Here is a 21,630-nt window from a genome sequence, read left to right on the forward strand (position 1 = left end):
TGCGGACGGGTTCAGGCCTGGGGCGGATCGATCGGCTCGACGACCACCGCGGTGCCGTACGCACAGAACTCGGTGAAGTTGCCGATCGAGCCCGAGTCGAAGCGCATCGCGACCACCGCGTTGCCCCCGCGCTGCTGAGCCTCGGTCCACATGCGTTCCATGACCTCGAAGCGCGACTCGTAGATGACCTTGGTGTACTCGGGCATCTCGCCACCGGCGAGGGAGCGGAACCCGGCCGTGAAATTCTGACCGAAGTTCGCGGAGCGCACGGTCAGACCCATCACCTCCCCGAGCACCTTGGTGATGCGGTAGCCGGGCACGTCGTTGGTGGTGACGGCGAACATCGTGACCTCGTCTCTGTGGGGATCGTCTCTGCGGGGCTCGTGTCCTGTCACCGAGGTGGCGCGCAGGGGGTGCCGCCACGATCCTACGGATGCCGGGGCATCCGCCGCGATCGGAAGTGCCGATGACGCGATGGGAAGTGCCTATGAGAAGAGCCCGCCGGCAGGACGCCGACGGGCTCTTCTCATGCGCTGAGATCAGACGCCGAAGTACAGCTCGTACTCGAACGGGTGCGGGCGCGCGGCGAGCGGCTTGATCTCGTTCTCGATCTTGTACTCGATCCAGGTCTCGATCAGCTCGGGCGTGAACACGCCGCCGGCCAGCAGGAACTCGTGGTCGGCGCGCAGGGCGTCGAGCGAGTCGAGCAGCGAGTTCGGCACCTGGGGGATGTTCTTGGCCTCCTCGGGCGGCAGCTCGTAGAGGTCCTTGTCGACCGGCTCGTGAGGCTCGATGCGGTTCTTGATGCCGTCGAGGCCCGCCATCATCTGGGCGGCGAACGCGAGGTACGGGTTGCCCGAGGCATCCGGAGCGCGGAACTCGATGCGCTTGGCCTTCGGGTTCGAGCCCGTGATCGGGATGCGGATCGCGGCGGAGCGGTTGCCGGCCGAGTACACCAGGTTGACCGGAGCCTCGTAGCCCTTGACCAGACGCTTGTACGAGTTCAGCGTCGGGTTGGTGAACGCGAGCACCGCGGGGGCGTGCGCGAGGAGGCCGCCGATGTACCAGCGCGCGATGTCCGACAGTCCGCCGTAGCCCTTCTCGTCGTAGAAGAGGGGCTCGCCGTTCAGCCACAGCGACTGGTGGGTGTGCATGCCCGATCCGTTGTCGCCGAAGAGCGGCTTGGGCATGAAGGTCGCGACCTTGCCCCACTGCTCGGCGACGTTCTTGACGATGTACTTGAACTTCAGGATGTCGTCCGCCGAGTGCACCATCGTGTCGAAGCGGTAGTTGATCTCCTGCTGACCACCGGTGCCGACCTCGTGGTGGGCGCGCTCGAGGATGAGGCCCGACTCGATGAGGTGCAGCGAGATGTCGTCGCGGAGGTCCGCCGTCTTGTCGACGGGGGAGACGGGGAAGTAGCCGCCCTTGTAGGGGGTCTTGTTGCCGAGGTTGCCGCCCTCTTCGGCGCGGCCGGTGTTCCACGCGCCCTCTTCGGAGTCGACGCTGTAGAAGCTGGCGTTCTGCTTCACTTCGTAGCGGACGTCGTCGAAGATGTAGAACTCCGCCTCGGGGGCGAAGAACGCGGTGTCGGCGATGCCGGTCGAGGCCAGGTACTTCTCGGCCTTCTTGGCGACCTGGCGGGGGTCCTTCGAGTAGATCTCGCCGTTGCGCGGGTTGTAGATGTCGAAGACCATGATCAGCGTCTTCGCCTCACGGAACGGGTCGAGGTATGCCGTCGACACGTCGGGGATGAGCTGCATGTCCGACTCGTGGATGTTCGCGAACCCGCGGATCGACGAGCCGTCGAACAGCTGGCCGACCGTGAAGAACTCCTCGTCGACGGTCGAGGCGGGGATGTTGAAGTGCTGCTGCACACCAGGCAGGTCCGTGAAACGGATGTCGAGGAACTTGACGTCCTCGTCCTTGATGTACTTCAGCACCTCGGATGAATCTTTGAACATGGAGTCTCCAAGATCGGGTGTGGAACACGCCTGACGGGGCCAGGCTCGTCTCGACGCTAGTGCGGGACGGTTGCTCACCAGTATCCCGCGTGTTTCGGGCATGTTACGCACGCGTCGGTAGGCTGAGGCGGTGACGGATGCCTCGCCTTCGAACTCGTACCCCGGCGAGCGCCTGGGGTTGCCTGCCTCCGGCTCGGGCAGCATCGCCCGCCCGGGGCGCCGCATCGCGGCGTTGGCGATCGACTACGTGGCATCCACGATCGTGGCGATGGCGTTCTTCGGCTACAACCAGTTCGCGTTGCCCAGTGAGGCGGGAGCGACGCAATTCGCACCCATGCTGGTGTTCGCGGCGGTCAACGTCCTTTTCCTCCCCACCCTCGGGGGGACGCCCGGTCACCGCCTGCTCGGATTGCGTCTGCACCTCGTCGGCGGCGGCTGGGTGGGACCGTGGCGCCCGATCGTACGAACGGTGCTGCTGTGCATCGTGATCCCCGCCGTGGTGTGGGACGCCGATCAGCGGGGCCTGCACGACAAAGCCGCCGGCACCGTGCTGCTGCGCGCCTGAGGCTCAGCCCACCGCCGCGACCAGCTGGGCATTGCGTCGCTGGATGAGGCGCCGCAGGTAGGGGACCAGCACGAGCCGTTCGGCGACGACGCCGAACACGGGAGAGGCGAGGGTGATCACATCGATCATGCGCGTGCCGCCGGGTATCTCCTCGAAACGGTGCTCGTGCACGAACGTCCGGAACGGTCCGCGTACCTGCGCGTCCACGAAGCGCACGTTCGGTTCGTAGGCCACGATTTTCGAGGTCATCGAGAACCACACCCCGAAATGCCGAGCGCGCCAGGTCACGGTCTCGCCCGGTCCGATCCGGCCGGTGACGACCCCGGCGACTGCGCGCTCGCCCGACGAGGACATCGAGGCGATGTGCGCGTCGATGTCGAGAGAGATCCCGAAGAGGGCATCCGGGCGCGCGGACGAGAGGGTGACCAGCTCGAATGAGGAGGTCACCCGCGCCGGCTCACCGAGGCCGCGGTGCGCGTGCGCGATTCGGATCGATGCCCTTCGGGATCGGAAGGGAGGTGACCGACTGCGACACGGAGTCGACGCGCTTGACGACGGCCGCCATCGTGGTGCGGTCGACCTTCTTCGGGAACGCCTTGATCGTGGCGGAGAGCTTCGAGATCGGCACGTCGCCCTCGTCGTGGCCGACGTAGACGACGTGGATCGGAACGCCCGACGCGACGCGCTGGACCTTCATCTTCTCGTCGTTGACGAGTCGCGTGAGGCGCCCACGGGCGCCCTCGGCGACGATCACGACCCCGCCGCGGCCGATCACACGGTATACGGCGTCCTGCGACTTCGGGTTCACGCCGACGGGCATATCCGAGGCGACCCAGTTGCGTCCGAGGGACGTCGACAGGACGTGGCCCGATGCGCCCGGCATCCCATCCAGCTTGATGTACATCGCACGCGTGGAGAGGCGCGTGAGGACGATCATCGCCGCAAGGATGCCGACCAGCAGCCCGGTGATGCCCCAGAGGATGATGCTCCACACGGCCAGCGGCGGGATGAGGAATCCGACGACGACGCCGAGCGCGATGCCGGCGACGATGATGCCGATGAGCAGCCACGGCAACCACGCGAACTCCGCCTTCGTGAACGAATAGAGCGAACGGAGCTGGGAGAAGAACCCGGGGCGCTTCTCGGAAGTGGTACTGCGGGATGCCATGCCGACAGCCTACCGTTGGAGCGCTGGCATCACCCACGCATCCCGCCCTCCCCAGACCGGCCATCGCGCGGACCGTCCCCAAACGCGTCGAGCGCGGCCCCCTTGGCGGTCGGCCGCGGGCACACTCGCGTCATGACCGGCACACCGATCGCTCTTCTGGACGACCCCGGTGCGCTGCGCCTTCTCGACGCGAACGAGGCGCCGTACGGCGGCCGGCTCCACGCCGGCGATCCGCAGACGGTATGGGTGGATGCGCGTGACGTGCCCGACCTCGTATGGCGGTTCGAGGTGAGTGGTCATGTTCTCGCGCCGTGGGACGTCGCGCGTACGCGTGACGGACACGCGGCGATCCTGCCGCACTGTCCACGACGCCTGCGCGACGTCGACGCGGGTGGACGCGCCGGCGCGATCGTCACGATCGCCGTGAGCATGATCCGTGCCGCGCAGGAGGCACGGATGCACGGCGCCGACACCGGAGAATGGTGGATCGACGCCGACGGGCGCCCGGTGCTCGCCGTCGGCGGTTCGCGCGCATGGGCGGACGAGGCGGGCGAGATCATCGAGGGCCTCGCCGTCGGCGCCGGGCCGCTGTTGCGCCGCGCTCTCGACGACGCGAGTCGGCTGATGGCCGCACGGCGGGTTGCCGACGAGGATGTCGTGCAGTGCGAAGAGCGTCTGTTCGCTGTCGCCGAGCCGGCCGCGCTTCACGACGCGTCCATACGCTCTGATGCGTTCACCGCGCTGCTGACCGGCGAGCCCGTGCCCCGTCGGGCCGACTCGTTGAACGGTGCGGTTCTCGCCGACACTGCGGAGACCTGGTTGGGGCGCTTCACCGACGCCGAGTGGGCGTCACGCGTCACGGGAGCGGTGCGCAGTGTCGGGGCGACATCGACGCGGGTGCGGGGGATGTGGTCACGTGAGCGAGAGCGCCGGGTCGCGGCACGGAGACGTCGTACGTCTCGTCGCGACGAAGCGCGTGAGGGTCACGCGCGTGAGGGGCGGGTTTCCGGGCGTGACCGGGGCGATGCTCACGGCCGCGGGCGGGCGCCGAGCCGTCGGCGTGCACCCTGGGCGGTCGCGGCGGCCGTCGGGGTCGTCGTGATCATCGCCGGGCTCGCGTGGCCCGATGCGGGCGCATCGCCCTCGGACCGAGATGCGAACGCCGCAGAGGTCGGCTCGCACCCGGCCGAGGCATCGCCGACGGCGTCGGCCTCGGCCTCGGCGTCGGCGCAGGATGAGGCGTCCTTCCCGCCTGGGACCGAGGGAGCGCGGGCGTCCGGGGACGATCACGGCGAACCGAGTGCACAGCCGACAGGCGGCGCCGATCCCGCGGCGGGAGCGCGTGTCGCGTTGACGGCGCTGCGCGACTGCGCATCGGTCGACGCGTGCGGGCAGGTCTTCGAGACACCGGGCCGAGCACTCCCCGAGGGCGTCGTCGCACATGCCACCGACGCGACGCAGGTCACCCTGCTCGACGAGTACGGCGGTATCGCCGTCCTCCGGATCGAGGACGGCGGACGAGCTGCGCAGATCCTCGTGATGGTCAGCAAGAACGGAAAATGGCTGGTCCGCGACGTGTACGACGTCGCGGACCAGCCATGAACGCTGGATGCGTGCGGTCAGACTCCGAGCTGAGGACCGAAGTCCGCGGCTTCGAGGCGGGCCTTCACCGCACCCAGGAAGCGTGCCGCGTCGGCTCCGTCCACGATCCGGTGGTCGTAGGACAGCGCGAGGTAGACGTACGAACGGATGCCGATCGCTTCCACCCCGTCGACCTTGACCACGCCCGGCTCCTTGACCACGGCGCCGGTTCCGAGGATCGCCGACTGCGGCAGGAACACGACGGGCGTGTCGAACAGCGCGCCGCGCGAGCCCGTGTTGGTGACGGTGAACGTCCCACCCGCCAGCTCGTCCGGCTTCAGCTTGTTGTCGCGCGTCCGCGCGGCGAGGTCGGCGATCTCCGACGAGATCGAGGCGAGCGTCTTGTCGCCGGCGTCGCGCAGCACCGGCGTCAGCAGGCCGCGCTCGGTGTCGACCGCGATCGAGATGTTCTCGGTCGCGGGGTAGACGATGTCGGTGCCGTTGACGGTCGCGTTGATGACGGGGAAGGCCTGCAGAGCCTCGGCCGCGGCCAGCACGAAGAACGGCAGGAACGAGAGCTTCCCGCCCGTCTTGGCCACGAAGTCCGACTGCACCGCGCTGCGGTACGCAGCGACCTTCGTCACGTCCACCTTCACGACGGTGGTGAGCTGAGCGGTCTGCTGCATCGACGCGACGGCGCGCTCGGCGAGCACCTTGCGCAGACGCGACATCGGCGCGGTCGTGCCGCGCAGCGGCGACACCTCGAGCGCCGGCGCGGGAGCCGCTGCCGGGGTCGCGGCGGGCGCCGCCGGTGCGGCCTTCGCGGCCTCTGCGGCGTGGAGCACGTCTTCCTTGCGGATGCGGCCGCCGACTCCGGTCCCGGTGACGGCGGCGAGGTCGACGCCCTGCTGCTGCGCGAGTCGGCGCACGAGCGGGGTGACGTACGTCGTCACGTCGTCATCGGATGCCGCGGGGGCGGGCGCCGTCTGCGGCGCCGGAGCTGCCGCAGGGGCCGGAGCCGATGCCGCGACCGGAGCGGGTGCAGCCTGAGGAGCCGGAGCCGCCGCGGGTGCCTCGGCAGCGGGTGCCGGAGCTGCCGGGGCTTCGGCGGGGGCGGGAGCCGCGGGGGCGCCCGATCCGATCCGCGCGAGCACCGCGCCGACGGCGACGGTCTCGTCCTCGCCCACGACGATCTCCTGCAGCGTGCCGGCCACGGGCGAGGGGATCTCGGTGTCGACCTTGTCGGTCGAGATCTCCAGCAGAGGCTCATCGACGGCGACGTCCTCGCCGACCTGCTTCAGCCACCGGGTGACGGTGCCCTCGGTGACGCTCTCGCCGAGTTCGGGGAGGACGACGTCCTTCGCGTCGCTCGAGGCTGCGGGCGCAGCTGCGGCGGGCGCAGCCGCCGCGGGTGCAGGCTGGGCGGCCGGGGTGGGCTCCGGGGTCGGAGCCGACTCTGCGGCCGGCTGCTCCTGCGCCGGCGCGTCGCCCGCGGGCGCAGCACCCGAGCCGTCGCCGATCTTCGCGAGGACGGCGCCGACCTCGACGGTCTCGTCCTCCTGCACGAGGATCTCCTCGATCACGCCGCTCACGGGGGAGGGGATCTCGGTGTCGACCTTGTCGGTCGAGATCTCGAGCAGACCTTCGTCGGCCTGAATCGTGTCACCGACCTTCTTGAGCCAACGGGTGACCGTTCCCTCGGTGACGCTCTCGCCGAGCGCGGGGAGGACCACGGATGTGCTCATGACTGTGTCTCCTTCAAAAAGTCCGATGTCGTTCTAGCTTACTGATCCGCGAACAGGTGCGGTGTCAGAGCGCGTGCAGCGGTTTGCCCGCGAGGGCGAGGAACGCCTCGCCCAGTGCTTCGCTCTGGGTCGGGTGGGCATGGATGAGGGGAGCGAGGTCGTCGGGGTGCGCCTCCCACCCGACGGCGAGCTGGCCCTCGGTGATGAGTTCGCCGACTCGGTCGCCGAGGAGGTGCACTCCGATGATCGGTCCATCTGCGAGTCGGACGACCTTGACGAGTCCGGCGGTTCCGAGGATTTCGCTCTTGCCGTTGCCCGCGAGGTTGTACTCGTACGTGACGACCCGGTCGCCGTGCGCGCCTCGCGCCTGCGATTCGGTGAGTCCGACCGAGGCGACCTCCGGGCTGGAGTAGGTGACGCGGGGGATCGCGGACTCCGGTACGGGGACCGGGGCGAACCCTGCGATCTGCTCGGCGACGAAGATGCCCTGTTGGAAGCCCCGGTGGGCGAGCTGCAATCCCGGCACGATGTCACCGACCGCCCAGATGTGCGGCGCGGTCGTGCGCAGCCGCTCGTCGACGGTCACGAAGCCGCGCTCGCGCGCCACTCCGGCATGGTCGAACCCGAGGCCGTCGGTCGCGGGTCCGCGCCCTACCGCGACGAGGAGGTAGTCGGCCGACAGGACGGTGCCGTCTTCGAGAGCGACCTCGACTCCGGCATCCGACTGGGCGACCGTCGCGAACCGTGCGCCGAGCCGCGTCGTGATGCCGCGCTTGCGGAAGGCGCGCTCGAGACCTTTGCTGAGGGCGACGTCCTCGTTCGGCACCAGGTGGTCGAGCGCTTCGACGATCGTGACCTCCGCGCCGAACGAGCGCCAGACGCTGGCGAACTCGACTCCGATCACGCCGCCACCGAGCACGATCACACGATCGGGCACCACATCGAGGGCGAGCGCCTCTTCGCTGGTCAGGACGCGGCCGCCGATGTCGAGGCCCGGCAATGTGCGGGTGTACGAGCCCGTGGCGAGGATGACGTCGGCGCCCCGGTAGACGTCATCGCCCACCGCGACGCTACCGTCCGCCCCGAGCTGCCCCATGCCCGTGACGACAGTGATGCCGCGTCCTTTCAGCAGGCCTTCGAGACCTCGGTACTTCTTCGCGACGATCCCCTCGCGGTAAGCGGTCACCGCGACCGGATCGATGCCGTCGAACCGCGCGTTCACACCGACCGCGGCGGCGTCACGCACGTGGTCGGCCACCTCGGCGGCGTGCAGGAGTGCCTTGGTCGGGATGCACCCTCGATGCAGACACGTGCCGCCGACCTTGTCCTTCTCGATCAGGATGACGCTCTTGCCGAGCTCCGCAGCACGGATCGCCGCGGCGTACCCGCCGCTCCCGCCGCCGAGGACGACGATGTCGCTGCTGTGGACGCTCATCGCGCCGATGCCTCCAGGTAGGCGATGAGGGTGCGTACCGTCGCAGCCGTCGGGCCTTTGTCGGTGGCGCCGAACGCCGACTTGGCGGTACCGCTGCCGGCGATGTCGAGGTGCACCCACGGAATGCGGGGAGCGTCGGGCTCGTCCGAGACCCGGCCGACGAAGCGCTGCAGGAACAATCCCGCGAACAGCGAGCCGCCGGATGTGTCGCCGATCTTCGCGTTCTGCAGATCGGCGATGGGCGAGTCCAGCTCGTCCTCCATATGTGCGGGAAGAGGGAGATGCCAGGCCGCCTCGCCCGCCTGGGCCGCCGCGTCGAGATAGGCGGCGACGGCGTCGTCGTCGCCCATGACGCCGGTGTGCCGGTGGCCGAGAGCGACGATGATGGCGCCGGTGAGCGTCGCGATGTCGATGATGACGTCGGGGTGCGTCCGGCTCGCGGCGACCAGCCCGTCGGCGAGGACGACCCGGCCCTCGGCGTCGGTGTTGAGGACCTCCACACTCGTTCCGTCTGCGATGCGGACGACGTCGCCCGGACGCAGCGCGCGCCCCGACGGCATGTTGTCGGCCACGCAGAGCCAACCCGAAACCTGGACGGGCAGTCTCCGCTCGGACGCAGCCCGCACGACGGCGAGCACGGTGGCCGCCCCGGCCATGTCGAACTTCATGCCCACCATTCCGGCCGGTGGCTTCAGCGACAGGCCGCCGGTGTCGAACGTGATCCCCTTGCCGACGAGGGCGACGTGGTGCGTGGCGCCTGCGGGACGGTACTCGAGGCGCACGAGTCGCGGCGGGCGGTCGGAACCCTGCCCGATGCCGAGGATGCCGCCGAACCCTTCGGCCTCGAGCGCCGTCTCGTCCCAGACCGTGACCTCGATCGGCAGATCATCGACCGAGCGGTGCGCGGCGTCGACGAGGTCTTGTGGTCCCATCCACTGCGCGGGGGTGTTGACGAGGTCTTTCACGAGCGCGGCAGCGGATGCCACGGTGCGCGCGCGGTCCGCGTCGACGGCATCCGGGGAGACGCCGTGCAGCGTGACGATCTCCGCTCGCGCCGCCGCCGCGTTCGACTTGTAGCCCTCGAAGCGGTAGCCGCCCAGCAGCGCGCCTTCGGCCGCGGCGGGCCAGAGAGCCTCGTCCAGTCCGGGTGCTCCGATCGCGACGTGTGCGAATCCGATCGCGGAACGTACGGCGGCGCCGACGGCGTCGCGCACCGTCGCGGCATCGGGGGTCGCTCCGGTGCCCACGACGAACAGCGGCAGTGAGGTCGCGTCGGGTGCCGCCGCGCGCACGATCGCCCCGGGGGCGCCGGTGAACCCGACCGCCGTCAGAGTAGCGTGCAGCCCCGACCAGTCAGAGGTGGCATCCGGTGCGTCGTCCAGAGGCGGCACGGCCAGGATCAACGCGTCGGCTTCCGCGTCGGCGAGGGGGAGGGGGGAGGTCGACAGCTCGGGGAACGCCATTGCTCCATCCTAGGATTGCGGCGGTGCCGGGGGTGTGCGGCCGGCACCGCCCCGCCCGAGCTGTTCGCTGTCAGCGCGACGCCGCACGTGCCCCGTCGGGGTGCTCGTACAGTGGAGGCATGCCCCTGTCCGGTCCTCTGTACGAGCGCGTCGCGTCCGCCCCACCCGTGCCCGCGGGCCTTCCGATGGTCATCGCGCTCACTGGTTTCACGGATGCCGGAAGTGCTGTGTCGCGCATGATCGACCTCTTCCGTGACGATCTCGAGCCGTCGCCGATCGTCACGTTCTCCGCGGATGTCCTGCTCGACTACCGCGCGCGGCGCCCCACGATCACCTTCGACGGTGACCACCTGCTCGACTACCGCCCGCCCCGACTCGACGTCTCGCTCGCGCACGACGCACTCGGTCAGCCGTTCGTGCTGCTCGCCGGCTACGAACCGGATTTCGCGTGGGACGCGTTCGCCGAGACCGTGGTGGGTCTGGCCGAGGGGCTGCAGGTCACGTCGGTGACGTGGGTGCACGCGATCCCCATGCCCGTGCCGCACACGCGACCCATCGGCACCACGGTCAGCGGCACGCGGAGCGAGCTCACCGAGGCGCATTCGGTGTGGAAGCCGCACACCCAGGTGCCCGCGACAATGGGTCATCTGCTCGAGCTTCGCCTGGCCGAGAGCGGAGCCGCAGTCGCTGGATTCGTGTTGCTGGTTCCGCACTATCTCGCCGACACCGAGTATCCGGCGGCGGCGCTGGCCGGGCTCGACAGCATCTCCGTGGCCACGGGGCTGGTGTTCGACGCCGACGACGTGCGTGACGAGAACCGGGAGTACCTCGCGAAGGTCGACGACCAGGTCGAGGGCAATGCCGAGCTGACGACCATGCTGCGCACTCTCGAGGAGCGCTACGACGGATACATGGCGGGCTCGACGCTCGCACAGCCGATCATCCACACCGGCGATCTCCCGAGCGCCGACGAGTTGGCGGCCGAGCTCGAGCGATTCCTCGCCGATCGTCGCGACGGCGAGGACAAGCGCGGGCGCCGCTGACGGAATGCGGCGCGCTCGCCACGTGTTCTCAGACGGTGAGGACGTGTGCCCCGTCGTCGCCGCAAGATCGCGCTCCGGGGTATGAGACAATAGGACACCGACCCGTTGTCTGTCGAGGTCCGTTCCTGTAAAGGGCGGCGCCGGACTTGACAAGGGTCTTACTAGTGTCCGAAACCCCGACATGCACCGTCGGTGAAAGGCGAGACGTGACTTCCGGCACGAAGACCCCCCGTACACGCAAGGCAGAAGACACCGAGATCGACGAGACGACCGCTGCCGAGGTGGCGACGAAGGCCCCCGCGAAGAAGGCGGCCGCGGCGACGAAGAAGCCCGCGGCGAGAAAGCCCGCGACCAAGGCGAAGAAGTCGGACGAGGTCGACGAGGACGTCGACGACGACGAGGAGATCGACGTCGAGGCCGACGACGATTCGGATGACGCGGATTCGGATGAGTCGAGCACGACGAAGCCGGCGAAGGGCTCGTCGGACGACGAAGGCGACGACGAGGACGAAGAGGGCACGACGAAGCCCGCCTTCACGGAGCCGCTGCCGACCGGCGCGATCGTCATCTCGTCGAGCGACGACGACGAGGTGCCGGTCTATTCGACGCAGATCACCGGCGCCACCGCCGACCCCGTCAAGGACTACCTCAAGCAGATCGGCAAGGTTCCGTTGCTGAACGCGGCCGAAGAGGTCGAGCTCGCGATGCGCATCGAGGCGGGTCTGTTCGCCGAAGAGAAGCTGTCGCACATGACGGCTGCCGAGAAGTCCAAGCAGCTCGGACTCGACCTGCAGTGGGTCGCGCGCGACGGCCAGCGCGCGAAGAGCCACCTGCTGGGCGCCAACCTGCGCCTCGTCGTCTCGCTCGCCAAGCGATACACGGGGCGCGGAATGCAGTTCCTGGATCTCATCCAGGAGGGCAACCTCGGCCTCATCCGTGCCGTCGAGAAGTTCGACTACACGAAGGGCTTCAAGTTCTCGACCTACGCCACCTGGTGGATCCGTCAGGCGATCACCCGCGCCATGGCCGACCAGGCGCGCACGATCCGCATCCCGGTGCACATGGTCGAGGTCATCAACAAGCTTGCCCGTGTCCAGCGGCAGATGCTGCAGGACCTCGGTCGCGAACCCACGCCCGAGGAACTGTCGCGGGAGCTCGACATGACCCCCGAGAAGGTCATCGAGGTGCAGAAGTACGGCCGCGAACCCATCTCGCTGCACACCCCGCTCGGCGAAGACGGCGACAGCGAGTTCGGTGACCTCATCGAGGACACCGAGGCCGTGGTCCCGGCCGACGCGGTCGGTTTCACAATGCTGCAGCGTCAGCTCGAGTCGCTCCTCGACTCGCTGAGCGAGCGTGAGGCGGGCGTCATCCGCATGCGCTTCGGCCTCGGCGACGGTCAGCCCAAGACCCTCGACCAGATCGGCGACACCTTCGGCGTCACGCGCGAGCGGATCCGCCAGATCGAGTCCAAGACGATGGCGAAGCTCCGGCATCCGTCGCGGTCGCAGTCGCTCCGGGACTACCTCGAATGAGCGAGGCGGCACCCAACGACGGCAAGGCTCTGTCAGTCACGACCGACGCGGGGACCTTCAAGCGCATCCCGATCCGCACGCGGGTCGTCATGCCGGGCGATGACCTCGACGCGTTCGTGACCGAGTACGCGGCCGGCGTCGTCCAGCCCGGAGACACCCTCTTCGTGACGGAGAAGATCGTCGCCATCACGCAGGGGCGCTCGTACACGCTCGATGCGATCCAGCCGCGTCCTCTCGCCCGCTTCCTGTCGCGATACGTGACGAAGACCTCGTACGGGATCGGTCTCGGCATGCCCGAGACGATGGAGATGGCGCTGCGAGAGTGTGGCACGCCGCGCATCCTCTTCGCTGCCGCGGTCAGTGCCGTCACGAAGCTGTTCGGTCGTCGCGGTGACTTCTACCGCATCGCGGGAGACAAGGCGCGAGCGATCGACGGGCCGACCGACGGCACGATCCCGCCGTACGACCGCGCCGTGGTCCTCGGCCCCACAGAGCCCGACGCTGTCGCGGCTCGGCTGAAGGCGCTTCTCGGCACCCCCGAGGCAGTCGCGGTCGTCGACATCAACGACATCGGCGGCAACATCCTCGGCTCGACGCTCGATCGTGCCGGTGAACAGCAGCTCGTGCGCATCCTCTCGGACAATCCGCTCGGACAGGGGCATCAGTCGACGCCGATGGGCGTGATTCGACGCGCCTGAGCCACGTTGCGACACAGGCGAGAGGGCCGGCAGGGGAGATCCTGCCGGCCCTCACGCCTGGGTGGAGAGTCCGCTCAGAAACCCATCGCCGCGCGGTAGCGGGGCAGATGCCCGTGCCGGATGCCGCTCGCCGTGGGCTTGTTCTCGAACACTCCCGCGCCCCAGTTGCCCTCCACCAGGACGGGGCCGGTCGGAGTGACGACGACGTCCCAGCCGACGTAGCGCACCTGGGGGACGACCTGTGCGACCTCGGTGATGAGCGCGCGGACCTCGTCGAGCATCGGCAAGGTGAAATCCGAGATGCGATACCCGGTATCGGGGTGGGTCTCGTAGAGCAGACCTGTGGTGGAGTACCCCATGCCCATTGCACGGCCGTCCTCGTGCAGCGCGGTGTAGAAGCCGCCGAAGGCCGCCTGGTCGCTCACCTGTCCGCGCCCGAACTTCTGCGCCATATTGATGATCTTCACGGAGCCGTCATCGGTGACGAAGGTCGTGACACGAGTGGTGTTGGCGGTACCGGGGGCGATCGCCTCGAGATCGTCGTGCTGTCGGATGCACTCCTCGATCAGCAGTTCGTCTTTGGCGATCAGCTCTGCGTGGAATGCCGACCAGTCGGCGACCTCCGACGCGACATAGCGACGCACGCCCGCGCCGGACTTGCTCACCGGCACCTTCGCGATGAAGACGGGATGCCGCATGGCGAAGGCCTCGAGCTCGGCGGCGTTGGCGGGGGTGAGCTCCAGCCACTCGCGCCCCAGGAAGCGGTCGAAGACGCGGTTGAACTCGACCTTGTGGTGGAAGCTGTGCACGTGGGCGAGGTCGTCGTAGCGGTTCGAGAGCTCCAGTGCGAGGGGGCTCGTCACCCAGGTCGCGCGCTCGGCACGCGTGAGGATGGCGAAATCGAATTCGACGTAGTCGTTGAACCCCACGCGATGACGCGCCGCGGACCAGAGCATGTCGACGAAGACTATCGGGTAGCTCTTGCCGTGCACGCCGGCGGTGAAGCGAGCGCGTTCCGTGACGGAGGCGTAGTCGAAGCCGCGTGCACGCTCGAACAGCACCTGGATGCGGTGCAAAGGCGACAGACCGCGCGAAGCCATGACGGAACCTCCGATTAGGGGTGGGGATCCCGTCAGTCTACGCGGCGGTGCTCAGCGAGCGTCGGCGAGACGAGCGGTCTCGTCGTGCCACGACGTGGCGACCGCGCGAAGCTTCTCTTCGTACTTGCGGCCGTGGTGAGCGCAGAACAGCAGTTCGCTGCCGTTGACCTCTGCGGCGATGTAGGCCTGGGCGCCGCACGAGTCGCAGCGGTCGGTGGCGGTCAGACGGTACTCGAGGACGGCGGGCTCAGCGGTGGTCGACATGCTCATTTCGGTTCCTCCTCGATACATGCGATGCGGTGCGGATGCATGACATACAACCACGGCGGTGCCGTGAGAATGCCGGGTTCCGGTCACATTTCGCTGTGCGCGTACGTCGGCGCGTGCCGGGAATTCTGCTGCCTCGGCGGGTCTGGGTGCGGCCGCGTGTCCACGCCGCCGCACAGCCGGGCGGACGCTTAGGCTTGGAGATCGTGACCGCCGAGTATTCCGCCCATCACCTCCAGGTGCTCGAGGGGCTCGAGGCCGTCCGCAAGCGCCCCGGGATGTACATCGGGTCGACCGACTCGCGTGGGCTCATGCACTGCGTCTGGGAGATCATCGACAACTCCGTCGATGAGGCGCTGGCGGGATTCGGTTCGCACATCGACGTGATTTTGCGCGCCGACGGCAGTGTCGAGGTGAGGGACCGTGCGCGCGGCATCCCCGTCGACATCGAGCCGCGCACCGGACTGTCCGGTGTCGAGGTTGTCTTCACGAAACTGCATGCGGGTGGCAAGTTCGGCGGCGGGTCGTACGCCGCCTCGGGCGGTCTGCACGGCGTCGGAGCATCGGTCGTCAACGCGCTCAGCGAGCGGCTGGACGTCGAGGTCGACCGCGGCGGCAAGACGTACGCGATGTCGTTCCGTCGCGGTGAGCCGGGGGTCTTCGACGGTCCCTCGCCCGACTCGCCGTTCACACCGTTCGAACGGGCGTCGCAGCTGCGCGTCATCGGCAAGGCTCCGCGCGGGGTGACGGGCACGCGCATCCGCTATTGGGCTGACCGGCAGATCTTCACGAAGGATGCCGCGTTCCACCTGGACGAGCTCGAGCAGCGGGCGCGGCAGACGGCGTTCCTGGTGCCCGGACTCGAGATCGACATCGTCGACGAGCGCGGTGACGAACCGGCGACGACCGCGTTCCGCTTCGACGGCGGGATCTCGGAGTTCGCCGACTTCCTCGCCCCCGATCCCGCGCTGACCGACACCTGGCGCCTCACCGGGTCGGGCACGTTCGTCGAGACCGTACCCGTGCTCCAGCCCGGCGGCGCGATGGTGCCGACCGACGTCGAGCGCACGTGCGAGGTGGACATCGCTTTGCGCTGGGGCACCGGGTACGAGACGGTCACGCGTTCGTTCGTCAACATCATCGCGACGCCCAAGGGCGGCACGCACCAGACCGGCTTCGAGCAGGGGCTGATGAAGGTCGTCCGCGCTCAGGTCGAGCAGAATGCGCGGCGCCTGAAAGTCGGCAACGACAAGCTCGAGAAGGATGACATCATCGCCGGCCTCACGGCGGTGCTCACGGTGCGTCTGCCCGAACCGCAGTTCGAAGGTCAGACGAAGGAGATCCTCGGCACGCCTGCCGTACGAACGATCGTCGCGAACGTCGTCGCCGCCGAGCTGAACGCGAGGTTCGCGTCTCCCAAGCGTGAAGACAAGGCGCAGTGCGCGCTGATCCTCGAGAAGTCGGTGTCGGAGATGAAGGCGCGCATCTCGGCGCGCACGCACAAAGAGACGCAGCGGCGGAAGAACGCGCTCGAGTCGTCGTCGTTGCCGGCGAAGCTCGCCGACTGCCGCACCAGCGACGTCGAGCAGACCGAGCTGTTCATCGTCGAGGGTGACTCGGCGCTCGGCACCGCGAAGCACGCGCGCAACAGCGAGTATCAGGCGCTGCTGCCGATCCGCGGCAAGATCCTCAACGTGCAGAAGGCGTCGATCAGCGACATGCTCTCGAACGCCGAGTGCGCCGCGATTATCCAGACGATCGGCGCCGGTTCGGGGCGCTCATTCGACCTCGATGCCGCCCGCTACGGCAAGATCATCCTCATGAGCGACGCGGACGTCGACGGTGCGCACATCCGCACGCTGCTCTTGACGCTCTTTTTCCGCTACATGCGGCCCCTCATCGAGGCCGGCAGGGTTTACGCCGCCGTTCCGCCGCTGCATCGTGTGATCGTGGTGAACCCGGGTTCGAAGCCCAACGAGACGATCTATACGTACTCCGAGAAGGAGCTGCACGCTCTGCTCGCGAAGCTGCAGAAGTCGAATCGCCGCTGGCAAGAACCCGTGCAGCGGTACAAGGGCCTGGGTGAGATGGACGCCGATCAGCTCGCGACCACCACGATGGATCGTGCCGGGCGAACGCTTCGCCGCGTGCGGGTTCAAGACGCAGAGGCGGTGTCGGCGGTGTTCGAGCTGCTGATGGGCAGCGATGTCGCCCCGCGCCGCGACTTCATCGTCTCGTCGGCGGATCGTCTCGACCGCGAGGCCATCGACGCCTGACCCGAATGGTCCGGGCGGGGCCCGAAACCGAGCTGGGGGGAATCGGTTTCGGGCCATCGCCGCGGAACTCGCGCATCACAGTGGTGACGATGTCTCCGAGAGGTCATCGTCCCCGAAACCACTGGACGCTGCGGAATGCTCCGTGAGGATCGGACTGGGGATCCGTTCCTCGGCACTATCAGGTTAGGCTCGCGGCCCCGACGGGCGGCGCTACGTACGGATGATTCCGATACGACTTTCGTCTAGCGTGCGTACGGAGCGGGCAGTTCAGGCCTCGAGAGGCAGCGAAGCGGACACGACCCAGCCGGAAGGCCGCCGCTCTGCGGAGAAGGACCCGCCGAAGAGCCGGAATCGCTCCTGAAGGCGCATGATGCCGTACCCCGACGCGGGAAGGCCGGCGGTGCGTGCCGGGGGAGAGTCGTCCGCGAACTCGAGTCGCGTCCAACCGCGCTCCACGGCGAGGGTGATGCGCACGGTGCGTGCTCCGGTCGCGTGCTTCAGCACGTTCGTGCTGCTCTCGCGGATGACGCGGACGAGCGCGACATGGGACGCGCTGGGCAGGCGGAGATCGTCGGGGACATCGGCCGTCACGCGGATGCCCGCACGGCCGAGCTCTTCGGTCACCGTGGCGATCGTCTCGGGAAGGCTGTCGGCGGACGGGATACGCTCGGGTGCGAGGTTCTCCTCGCCGCGCACCATCCCCAGTACCCGCCGGATGTCGGTCAGGGCCTGCACGGCGGCCTCGCGGATCGCTGTCTGAGACTGCGTGCGGGTGTGCGCGTCATCGGTGCGTTCGAGCACGGCGGCGTGGAGAGCGACGATCGTGATCTCGTGGGCGACGATGTCGTGCAGCTCGTCGGCGATCAGGTCGCGTTCGTGCCGCAGCTGGTCTGCGACCTCGCGCTCGGTCGCCTCGAGCTGTGTGGCCAAGCTCTGAGCCCTCTCGTATTGCTGACGGATGAAGACACCGATGACCAAACTCACGCCGCTCATCAGTGCGATGACGACGGCGCCCAGCGGCTGGAACGCGGTATCTGACCGCGTCATGGCCGCGATGAGCCAGGCGACCCAGGCAAGCGCATAAACAGCTATCAGACCCGTACTACAGGTGAATGCGACAAGGCCGAGAATCGCTGCGCCGGCGATCAAGCTGTCGAAGACCCCCGTGAAAGCCGCGACGACGATCGTTGCGATCAACGTCAATGTGGCTACAGGAGGTTTCCACACGAACAGCGCCACGGCGAGTGTGAACGCCGTGGTCACGACTGCGGAAAGCACAGTCGTCGCTCCGTTGTTGGTCGCCCGGAAGAGCGAGTCAAGAAGGAGGATGACCGCCACGAGAATGATCAGAAGTCGCCGTGCCGGCGAGCCGAGTGCGCGATAGCTCCAAAATGAAATGCGCATGTAGTTGATCAAGGAAGGGCGGTTGGAGGGCACGTCGCGATTATCTCGCGATGCGCGCTCAACGCCAGATGCCAAGAACCTGTCCGAGCCAGTACCACATATCTTTCACCTCCTGCAATGTCTCGAATCGATTCTTCAAACTCAGGTCACCGCGCACGACAGACGAAGGTTTAGACCGGTTGCGACTTTTGTCGGTGATGTCCTGCGACGCGTGGACGGTGGACCTTCGTAAGATGGCGACGTGAGTGAAACGATCCGCGTGATCATCGTCGATGACGAGTCATTGGTGAGAGCCGCGTTGCGGGTCTTCCTCGAGTCCTCGGACGGATTCGAGCTGGTCGGCGAGGCCGACAACGGCGCCGATGCCATCACGGTCGTGCGCGCGACTCACCCCGATGTCGTGCTGATGGACGTGCAGATGCCGGTGATGGACGGGATCGAGGCGACGTCGCGGTTGACACGCGAGTTCCCGGGCATCAAGATCGTCGCCCTCACGACGTTCTCGGCCGAGCGTGTCATCGTCCCGATGCTGAGTGCCGGGGCATCCGGGTACCTCGTGAAAGACACGTCGCCCGATCGCATCCTGGACGCGGCACGGCTCGCGCACGAGGGTGGCTACGTGCTCTCTCCCCGGGTCGCGAAAGAGCTCGTCTCATCGGTGCAGAACGGGCAGCATCAGAGCACCCGCACGATGGGCCGCGACGAAGAGCTGACCGAGCGAGAGCTCGAGGTGGTCACCCTTCTCGCGCAGGGCATGTCGAACGCCGAGATCGCCGGTGCGATGTTCGTGTCCGAGGCGACCGTCAAGTCGCATCTGGGTCGGATCACCGCCAAGTGGGGCGTGCGCGACCGGATCCAGGTGCTCATCCGTGCAACGCAGCTCGGACTCGTCTCGCTGACCTGACCTGACCTGACCGACTGTTCAGGCGATGACGGTGCCGATCGCGCCGACGACGGCGTCGAGCGCGTGCCCCGACGCGTCGCGTTTGGCACCGACCTCGGGCAGCTGACGCACCGACCCGTCCGCTCCGACGGCGCGCGGCTCGACGCCCACCCAGGCGAGGGCGAGGGCATCCTCGCCCTTCAAGAAGCGCTGAGCGCGAACGCCGCCGGTTCCCCGCCCCTTCGCGGGGAACTCGTCGAACGTGGAGACCTTCGCGCTGCCGGCATCCGTCCCGGCGATGGCACGCGTCGATCCGGCGACCGTGACTACCACGGTGGCCGCGTCGCCGCGGACGGGAGCGAAGTAGATCGCCTCGGCGCCCGTCGCCAACCGGATGCCCGCCATGCCCCCGGCCGCGCGGCCCTGCGGGCGCACCGCATCGGCGTCGAAGCGCAGCAGCTGCGCGTCGGAGGCGACGAAGACGAGCTCGGAGCCGTCTCGGCTCAGACCCGCACCGATCACCCGGTCACCGGGCTTCAGGGCGATGATCTCGACCTCGTGCTTGCCGGGGGGCAACTCGGATGCCGCGACGCGCTTCACGACGCCCTGCGCCGTTCCCAGGGCGATGACGTCGTGCCCGAGCGGGACGATCGTCACGACGTGCTCACCGGACGCGAGCCCGAGGTACTGATCGGCGCGCACCCCCGCGGCGAGCTGGACCGCGTTGGCGGGAACAGAGGGCAGATCCACCGGAGAGAACCGAACCAGACGCCCGGCTGTCGTGACGGCGCCGAGGTCGCCTCGGGTGCTGGCGTCCACGGCGGCGCGGATGCCGTCGTGCTTCGCCCTTCGCGTCGGTGCCACGACGCCGCCGTCGGGGGAGAGCTCCGCTCGCACCATCCTCCCCGTGGCGGAGAGGAAGACGCGGCACGGTGCGTCGGCGATCTGAAGGTCGGCCGGCGCCGCCGAGCGCGTGCGCGTGGCGACGGGACCGCCGTTGAGCAGAAGGGTGCGACGCGGCGTGCCGAACGTCTCGGCGGCGGCATCGAGCTCGCGTGCGACCTGCGCACGCAGCAGCGCATCGCTGCCGAGCAGCTCTTCGAGGGCCGCGATGTCGGCCTTCAGGGTGTCGCGCTCGGCCTCGAGTTCTACCCGCGAGAACTTCGTGAGGCGCCGCAGGCGCAGTTCCAGGATGTACTCCGCCTGCAGCTGCGACAGGTCGAAGACGCTCATGAGGCGCGTGCGGGCCTCTTCGCTGTCATCCGAGGCTCGGATGACCTGGATGACCTCGTCGATGTCGAGGATCGCGATCAGCAGCCCCTCGACCAGGTGCAGGCGCTCGCGTCTGCGGGCCAGGCGATGACGGCTGCGTCGGGTGACGACCTGGATACGGTGGTCGAGGTAGACCCGGAGCAGCGGTTTGAGGCCGAGGGTCTGGGGCTGTCCGTCGACGAGGGCGACGTTGTTGATGCCGAACGAGTCCTCGAGGGGGGTGAGCCGGTACAGCTGCTCCAGGACCGCCTGCGGGTCGAATCCGGTCTTGATGCCGATGACGAGCCGGAGTCCGTGGTTGCGATCGGTCAGGTCGTTGATGTCGGAGATCCCGGTGAGCTTCTTCGCGCCCACGGCATCCTTGATCTTCTCGATCACGCGCTCGGCGCCGACCATGTACGGCAGCTCCGTCACCACGATGCCGGTGCGACGGGGCCCCAGCGACTCGATCGACGTCTTCGCGCGGGTGCGGAAGGTGCCGCGACCCGTTTCGTACGCGTCGGCGATGCCGTCGAGACCGACGATGATGCCGCCGCCGGGAAGATCGGGACCGGGAACGAACTCCCGCAGCTCGGCGGTGGTCGCCTCGGGGTTCTCGAGGAGGTGGGTGGCGGCGGCGACGACCTCGATGAGGTTGTGCGGCGCCATGTTGGTCGCCATGCCGACGGCGATGCCCGTCGCCCCGTTGACCAGAAGGTTCGGGAAGGCGGCGGGGAGCACCGCAGGCTGCTGGAACTGGCCGTCGTAGTTGGGGACGAAGTCGACGACGTCCTCGTCGAGATTCTCGGTGAGAGCGAGAGCGGCCTGCGCGAGGCGCGCCTCGGTGTATCGCGCCGCTGCGGGACCATCGTCGAGCGAACCGAAGTTGCCGTGTCCGTCCACGAGCGGAACACGCAGGGCGAACGGCTGCGCGAGGCGGACCAGGGCGTCGTAGATCGCCGAATCGCCGTGCGGGTGCAGCTTTCCCATCACCTCGCCGACGACGCGTGCGCTCTTGACGTGGCCCCGATCGGGACGCAGGCCCATGTCGGCCATTTGGAACAGGATGCGCCGCTGAACCGGCTTCAAGCCGTCGCGGGCGTCGGGGAGGGCGCGCGAGTAGATGACGGAGTACGCGTACTCGAGGAACGAGTCCTGCATCTCCGCGGAGACGTCGACCTCCTCGATGCGACCCTGGCTCTCGGGAATCGGCTCGGTGCGCGCAGCTGCCATGGAGTTCGGATGCCCCCGG

Annotated in this window: 18 protein-coding genes; 7 read left to right on the plus strand and 11 right to left on the minus strand. The window is 68.3% G+C overall.

Annotated features, from left to right (window positions below):
* Window positions 1-11: 11 nt before the first annotated feature.
* Both JOE64_RS07200 and glnA read right to left on the minus strand, forming a co-directional pair.
* The gene (locus JOE64_RS07200; protein WP_204963624.1) at window positions 12-344 is read right to left on the minus strand and encodes a YbjQ family protein; all 333 of its coding nucleotides are present in this window, start codon (window positions 342-344) and stop codon (window positions 12-14) included.
* Between the two features lie 195 nt (window positions 345-539).
* Complete coding sequence (glnA, locus tag JOE64_RS07205; protein WP_204963625.1) at window positions 540-1,964, minus strand: type I glutamate--ammonia ligase; 1,425 nt, start codon at window positions 1,962-1,964, stop codon at window positions 540-542.
* Between the two features lie 130 nt (window positions 1,965-2,094).
* Here glnA and JOE64_RS07210 point away from each other — a divergent pair, with 130 nt between their 5' ends.
* A complete protein-coding gene (locus JOE64_RS07210) occupies window positions 2,095-2,529 on the plus strand; it encodes an RDD family protein (RefSeq protein ID WP_204963626.1) in 435 nt (144 codons plus the stop codon).
* A gap of 3 nt (window positions 2,530-2,532) precedes the next feature.
* On the opposite strand, the gene JOE64_RS07215 is transcribed toward JOE64_RS07210, so the two are convergent.
* Both JOE64_RS07215 and JOE64_RS07220 read right to left on the minus strand, forming a co-directional pair.
* Complete coding sequence (locus JOE64_RS07215; protein WP_204963627.1) at window positions 2,533-2,976, minus strand: SRPBCC family protein; 444 nt, start codon at window positions 2,974-2,976, stop codon at window positions 2,533-2,535.
* A 10-nt stretch (window positions 2,977-2,986) separates the two neighbouring features.
* Window positions 2,987-3,697, minus strand: coding sequence for a DUF4191 domain-containing protein (locus JOE64_RS07220; protein ID WP_204963628.1), 711 nt, complete (start codon window positions 3,695-3,697; stop codon window positions 2,987-2,989).
* 132 nt (window positions 3,698-3,829) lie between these two features.
* On the opposite strand from JOE64_RS07220, the gene JOE64_RS07225 reads away from it, so the two are divergent.
* Window positions 3,830-5,299 carry a hypothetical protein gene (locus JOE64_RS07225; RefSeq protein WP_204965117.1) on the plus strand — a complete coding sequence of 490 codons (1,470 nt, stop codon included), beginning with the start codon at window positions 3,830-3,832 and terminating at the stop codon, window positions 5,297-5,299.
* A 17-nt stretch (window positions 5,300-5,316) separates the two neighbouring features.
* Here JOE64_RS07225 and sucB read toward each other — a convergent pair whose 3' ends face one another.
* The 3 genes from sucB to JOE64_RS07240 all read right to left on the minus strand — a co-directional run bounded on the left by sucB (window position 5,317) and on the right by JOE64_RS07240 (window position 9,921).
* On the minus strand, window positions 5,317-7,023 hold the full coding sequence (sucB, locus tag JOE64_RS07230; RefSeq protein WP_204963629.1) for a 2-oxoglutarate dehydrogenase, E2 component, dihydrolipoamide succinyltransferase: 1,707 nt from the start codon (window positions 7,021-7,023) through the stop codon (window positions 5,317-5,319).
* Between the two features lie 64 nt (window positions 7,024-7,087).
* Complete coding sequence (gene lpdA, locus JOE64_RS07235) at window positions 7,088-8,458, minus strand: dihydrolipoyl dehydrogenase (RefSeq protein WP_204963630.1); 1,371 nt, start codon at window positions 8,456-8,458, stop codon at window positions 7,088-7,090.
* The gene (locus tag JOE64_RS07240; RefSeq protein WP_204963631.1) at window positions 8,455-9,921 is read right to left on the minus strand and encodes a leucyl aminopeptidase; all 1,467 of its coding nucleotides are present in this window, start codon (window positions 9,919-9,921) and stop codon (window positions 8,455-8,457) included. Before JOE64_RS07240 ends, lpdA begins: the two co-directional genes overlap by 4 nt.
* 119 nt (window positions 9,922-10,040) lie before the next feature.
* Between JOE64_RS07240 and JOE64_RS07245 the strand changes: the two genes are divergently transcribed.
* The 3 genes from JOE64_RS07245 to JOE64_RS07255 all read left to right on the plus strand — a co-directional run bounded on the left by JOE64_RS07245 (window position 10,041) and on the right by JOE64_RS07255 (window position 13,197).
* Entirely contained in the window at window positions 10,041-10,964 is a 924-nt protein-coding gene (locus tag JOE64_RS07245) for a proteasome assembly chaperone family protein (RefSeq protein ID WP_204963632.1), read from the plus strand.
* 206 nt (window positions 10,965-11,170) lie between these two features.
* Window positions 11,171-12,499: an RNA polymerase sigma factor gene (locus JOE64_RS07250; protein WP_271202546.1), complete on the plus strand. Its 1,329-nt coding sequence runs from the start codon at window positions 11,171-11,173 to the stop codon at window positions 12,497-12,499.
* A complete protein-coding gene (locus tag JOE64_RS07255) occupies window positions 12,496-13,197 on the plus strand; it encodes a coenzyme F420-0:L-glutamate ligase (RefSeq protein ID WP_204963633.1) in 702 nt (233 codons plus the stop codon). The genes JOE64_RS07250 and JOE64_RS07255 overlap by 4 nt, the downstream gene beginning before the upstream one ends.
* Window positions 13,198-13,271: 74 nt before the next feature.
* Here JOE64_RS07255 and JOE64_RS07260 read toward each other — a convergent pair whose 3' ends face one another.
* Together JOE64_RS07260 and JOE64_RS07265 are read right to left on the minus strand one after the other, a co-directional pair.
* Window positions 13,272-14,297 carry a sugar-transfer associated ATP-grasp domain-containing protein gene (locus tag JOE64_RS07260; RefSeq protein ID WP_204963634.1) on the minus strand — a complete coding sequence of 342 codons (1,026 nt, stop codon included), beginning with the start codon at window positions 14,295-14,297 and terminating at the stop codon, window positions 13,272-13,274.
* 51 nt (window positions 14,298-14,348) lie between these two features.
* Window positions 14,349-14,567: a DUF7455 domain-containing protein gene (locus JOE64_RS07265; RefSeq protein ID WP_204963635.1), complete on the minus strand. Its 219-nt coding sequence runs from the start codon at window positions 14,565-14,567 to the stop codon at window positions 14,349-14,351.
* Between the two features lie 203 nt (window positions 14,568-14,770).
* Between JOE64_RS07265 and JOE64_RS07270 the strand changes: the two genes are divergently transcribed.
* On the plus strand, window positions 14,771-16,840 hold the full coding sequence (locus JOE64_RS07270; protein WP_372432887.1) for a DNA gyrase/topoisomerase IV subunit B: 2,070 nt from the start codon (window positions 14,771-14,773) through the stop codon (window positions 16,838-16,840).
* Between the two features lie 267 nt (window positions 16,841-17,107).
* Here the strand turns inward: JOE64_RS07270 and JOE64_RS07275 are convergent, their stop codons facing one another.
* Window positions 17,108-18,277 (minus strand): sensor histidine kinase, encoded by a 1,170-nt coding sequence (locus tag JOE64_RS07275; protein ID WP_271202545.1) that lies wholly within the window; start codon window positions 18,275-18,277, stop codon window positions 17,108-17,110.
* A 208-nt stretch (window positions 18,278-18,485) separates the two neighbouring features.
* Between JOE64_RS07275 and JOE64_RS07280 the strand changes: the two genes are divergently transcribed.
* On the plus strand, window positions 18,486-19,148 hold the full coding sequence (locus JOE64_RS07280) for a response regulator transcription factor (RefSeq protein WP_204963636.1): 663 nt from the start codon (window positions 18,486-18,488) through the stop codon (window positions 19,146-19,148).
* Window positions 19,149-19,166: 18 nt separating this feature from the next.
* Here JOE64_RS07280 and JOE64_RS07285 read toward each other — a convergent pair whose 3' ends face one another.
* Entirely contained in the window at window positions 19,167-21,611 is a 2,445-nt protein-coding gene (locus JOE64_RS07285; protein WP_204963637.1) for a DNA gyrase/topoisomerase IV subunit A, read from the minus strand.
* Window positions 21,612-21,630: the final 19 nt, after the last annotated feature.

The organism is Microbacterium dextranolyticum (genome assembly GCF_016907295.1).
In the GTDB taxonomy this organism is placed as follows: domain Bacteria; phylum Actinomycetota; class Actinomycetes; order Actinomycetales; family Microbacteriaceae; genus Microbacterium; species Microbacterium dextranolyticum.

What these genes read in the sequence shown, in the direction of transcription:
- JOE64_RS07200 (WP_204963624.1), bottom strand. Translation starts at nt 344, where the DNA reads ATGTTCGCCGTCACCACCAACGACGTGCCCGGCTACCGCATCACCAAG.
- glnA (WP_204963625.1), bottom strand. Translation starts at nt 1,964, where the DNA reads ATGTTCAAAGATTCATCCGAGGTGCTGAAGTACATCAAGGACGAGGAC.
- JOE64_RS07220 (WP_204963628.1), bottom strand. Translation starts at nt 3,697, where the DNA reads ATGGCATCCCGCAGTACCACTTCCGAGAAGCGCCCCGGGTTCTTCTCC.
- JOE64_RS07225 (WP_204965117.1), top strand. Translation starts at nt 3,830, where the DNA reads ATGACCGGCACACCGATCGCTCTTCTGGACGACCCCGGTGCGCTGCGC.
- sucB (WP_204963629.1), bottom strand. Translation starts at nt 7,023, where the DNA reads ATGAGCACATCCGTGGTCCTCCCCGCGCTCGGCGAGAGCGTCACCGAG.
- lpdA (WP_204963630.1), bottom strand. Translation starts at nt 8,458, where the DNA reads ATGAGCGTCCACAGCAGCGACATCGTCGTCCTCGGCGGCGGGAGCGGC.
- JOE64_RS07240 (WP_204963631.1), bottom strand. Translation starts at nt 9,921, where the DNA reads ATGGCGTTCCCCGAGCTGTCGACCTCCCCCCTCCCCCTCGCCGACGCG.
- JOE64_RS07245 (WP_204963632.1), top strand. Translation starts at nt 10,041, where the DNA reads ATGCCCCTGTCCGGTCCTCTGTACGAGCGCGTCGCGTCCGCCCCACCC.
- JOE64_RS07255 (WP_204963633.1), top strand. Translation starts at nt 12,496, where the DNA reads ATGAGCGAGGCGGCACCCAACGACGGCAAGGCTCTGTCAGTCACGACC.
- JOE64_RS07260 (WP_204963634.1), bottom strand. Translation starts at nt 14,297, where the DNA reads ATGGCTTCGCGCGGTCTGTCGCCTTTGCACCGCATCCAGGTGCTGTTC.
- JOE64_RS07265 (WP_204963635.1), bottom strand. Translation starts at nt 14,567, where the DNA reads ATGAGCATGTCGACCACCGCTGAGCCCGCCGTCCTCGAGTACCGTCTG.
- JOE64_RS07285 (WP_204963637.1), bottom strand. Translation starts at nt 21,611, where the DNA reads ATGGCAGCTGCGCGCACCGAGCCGATTCCCGAGAGCCAGGGTCGCATC.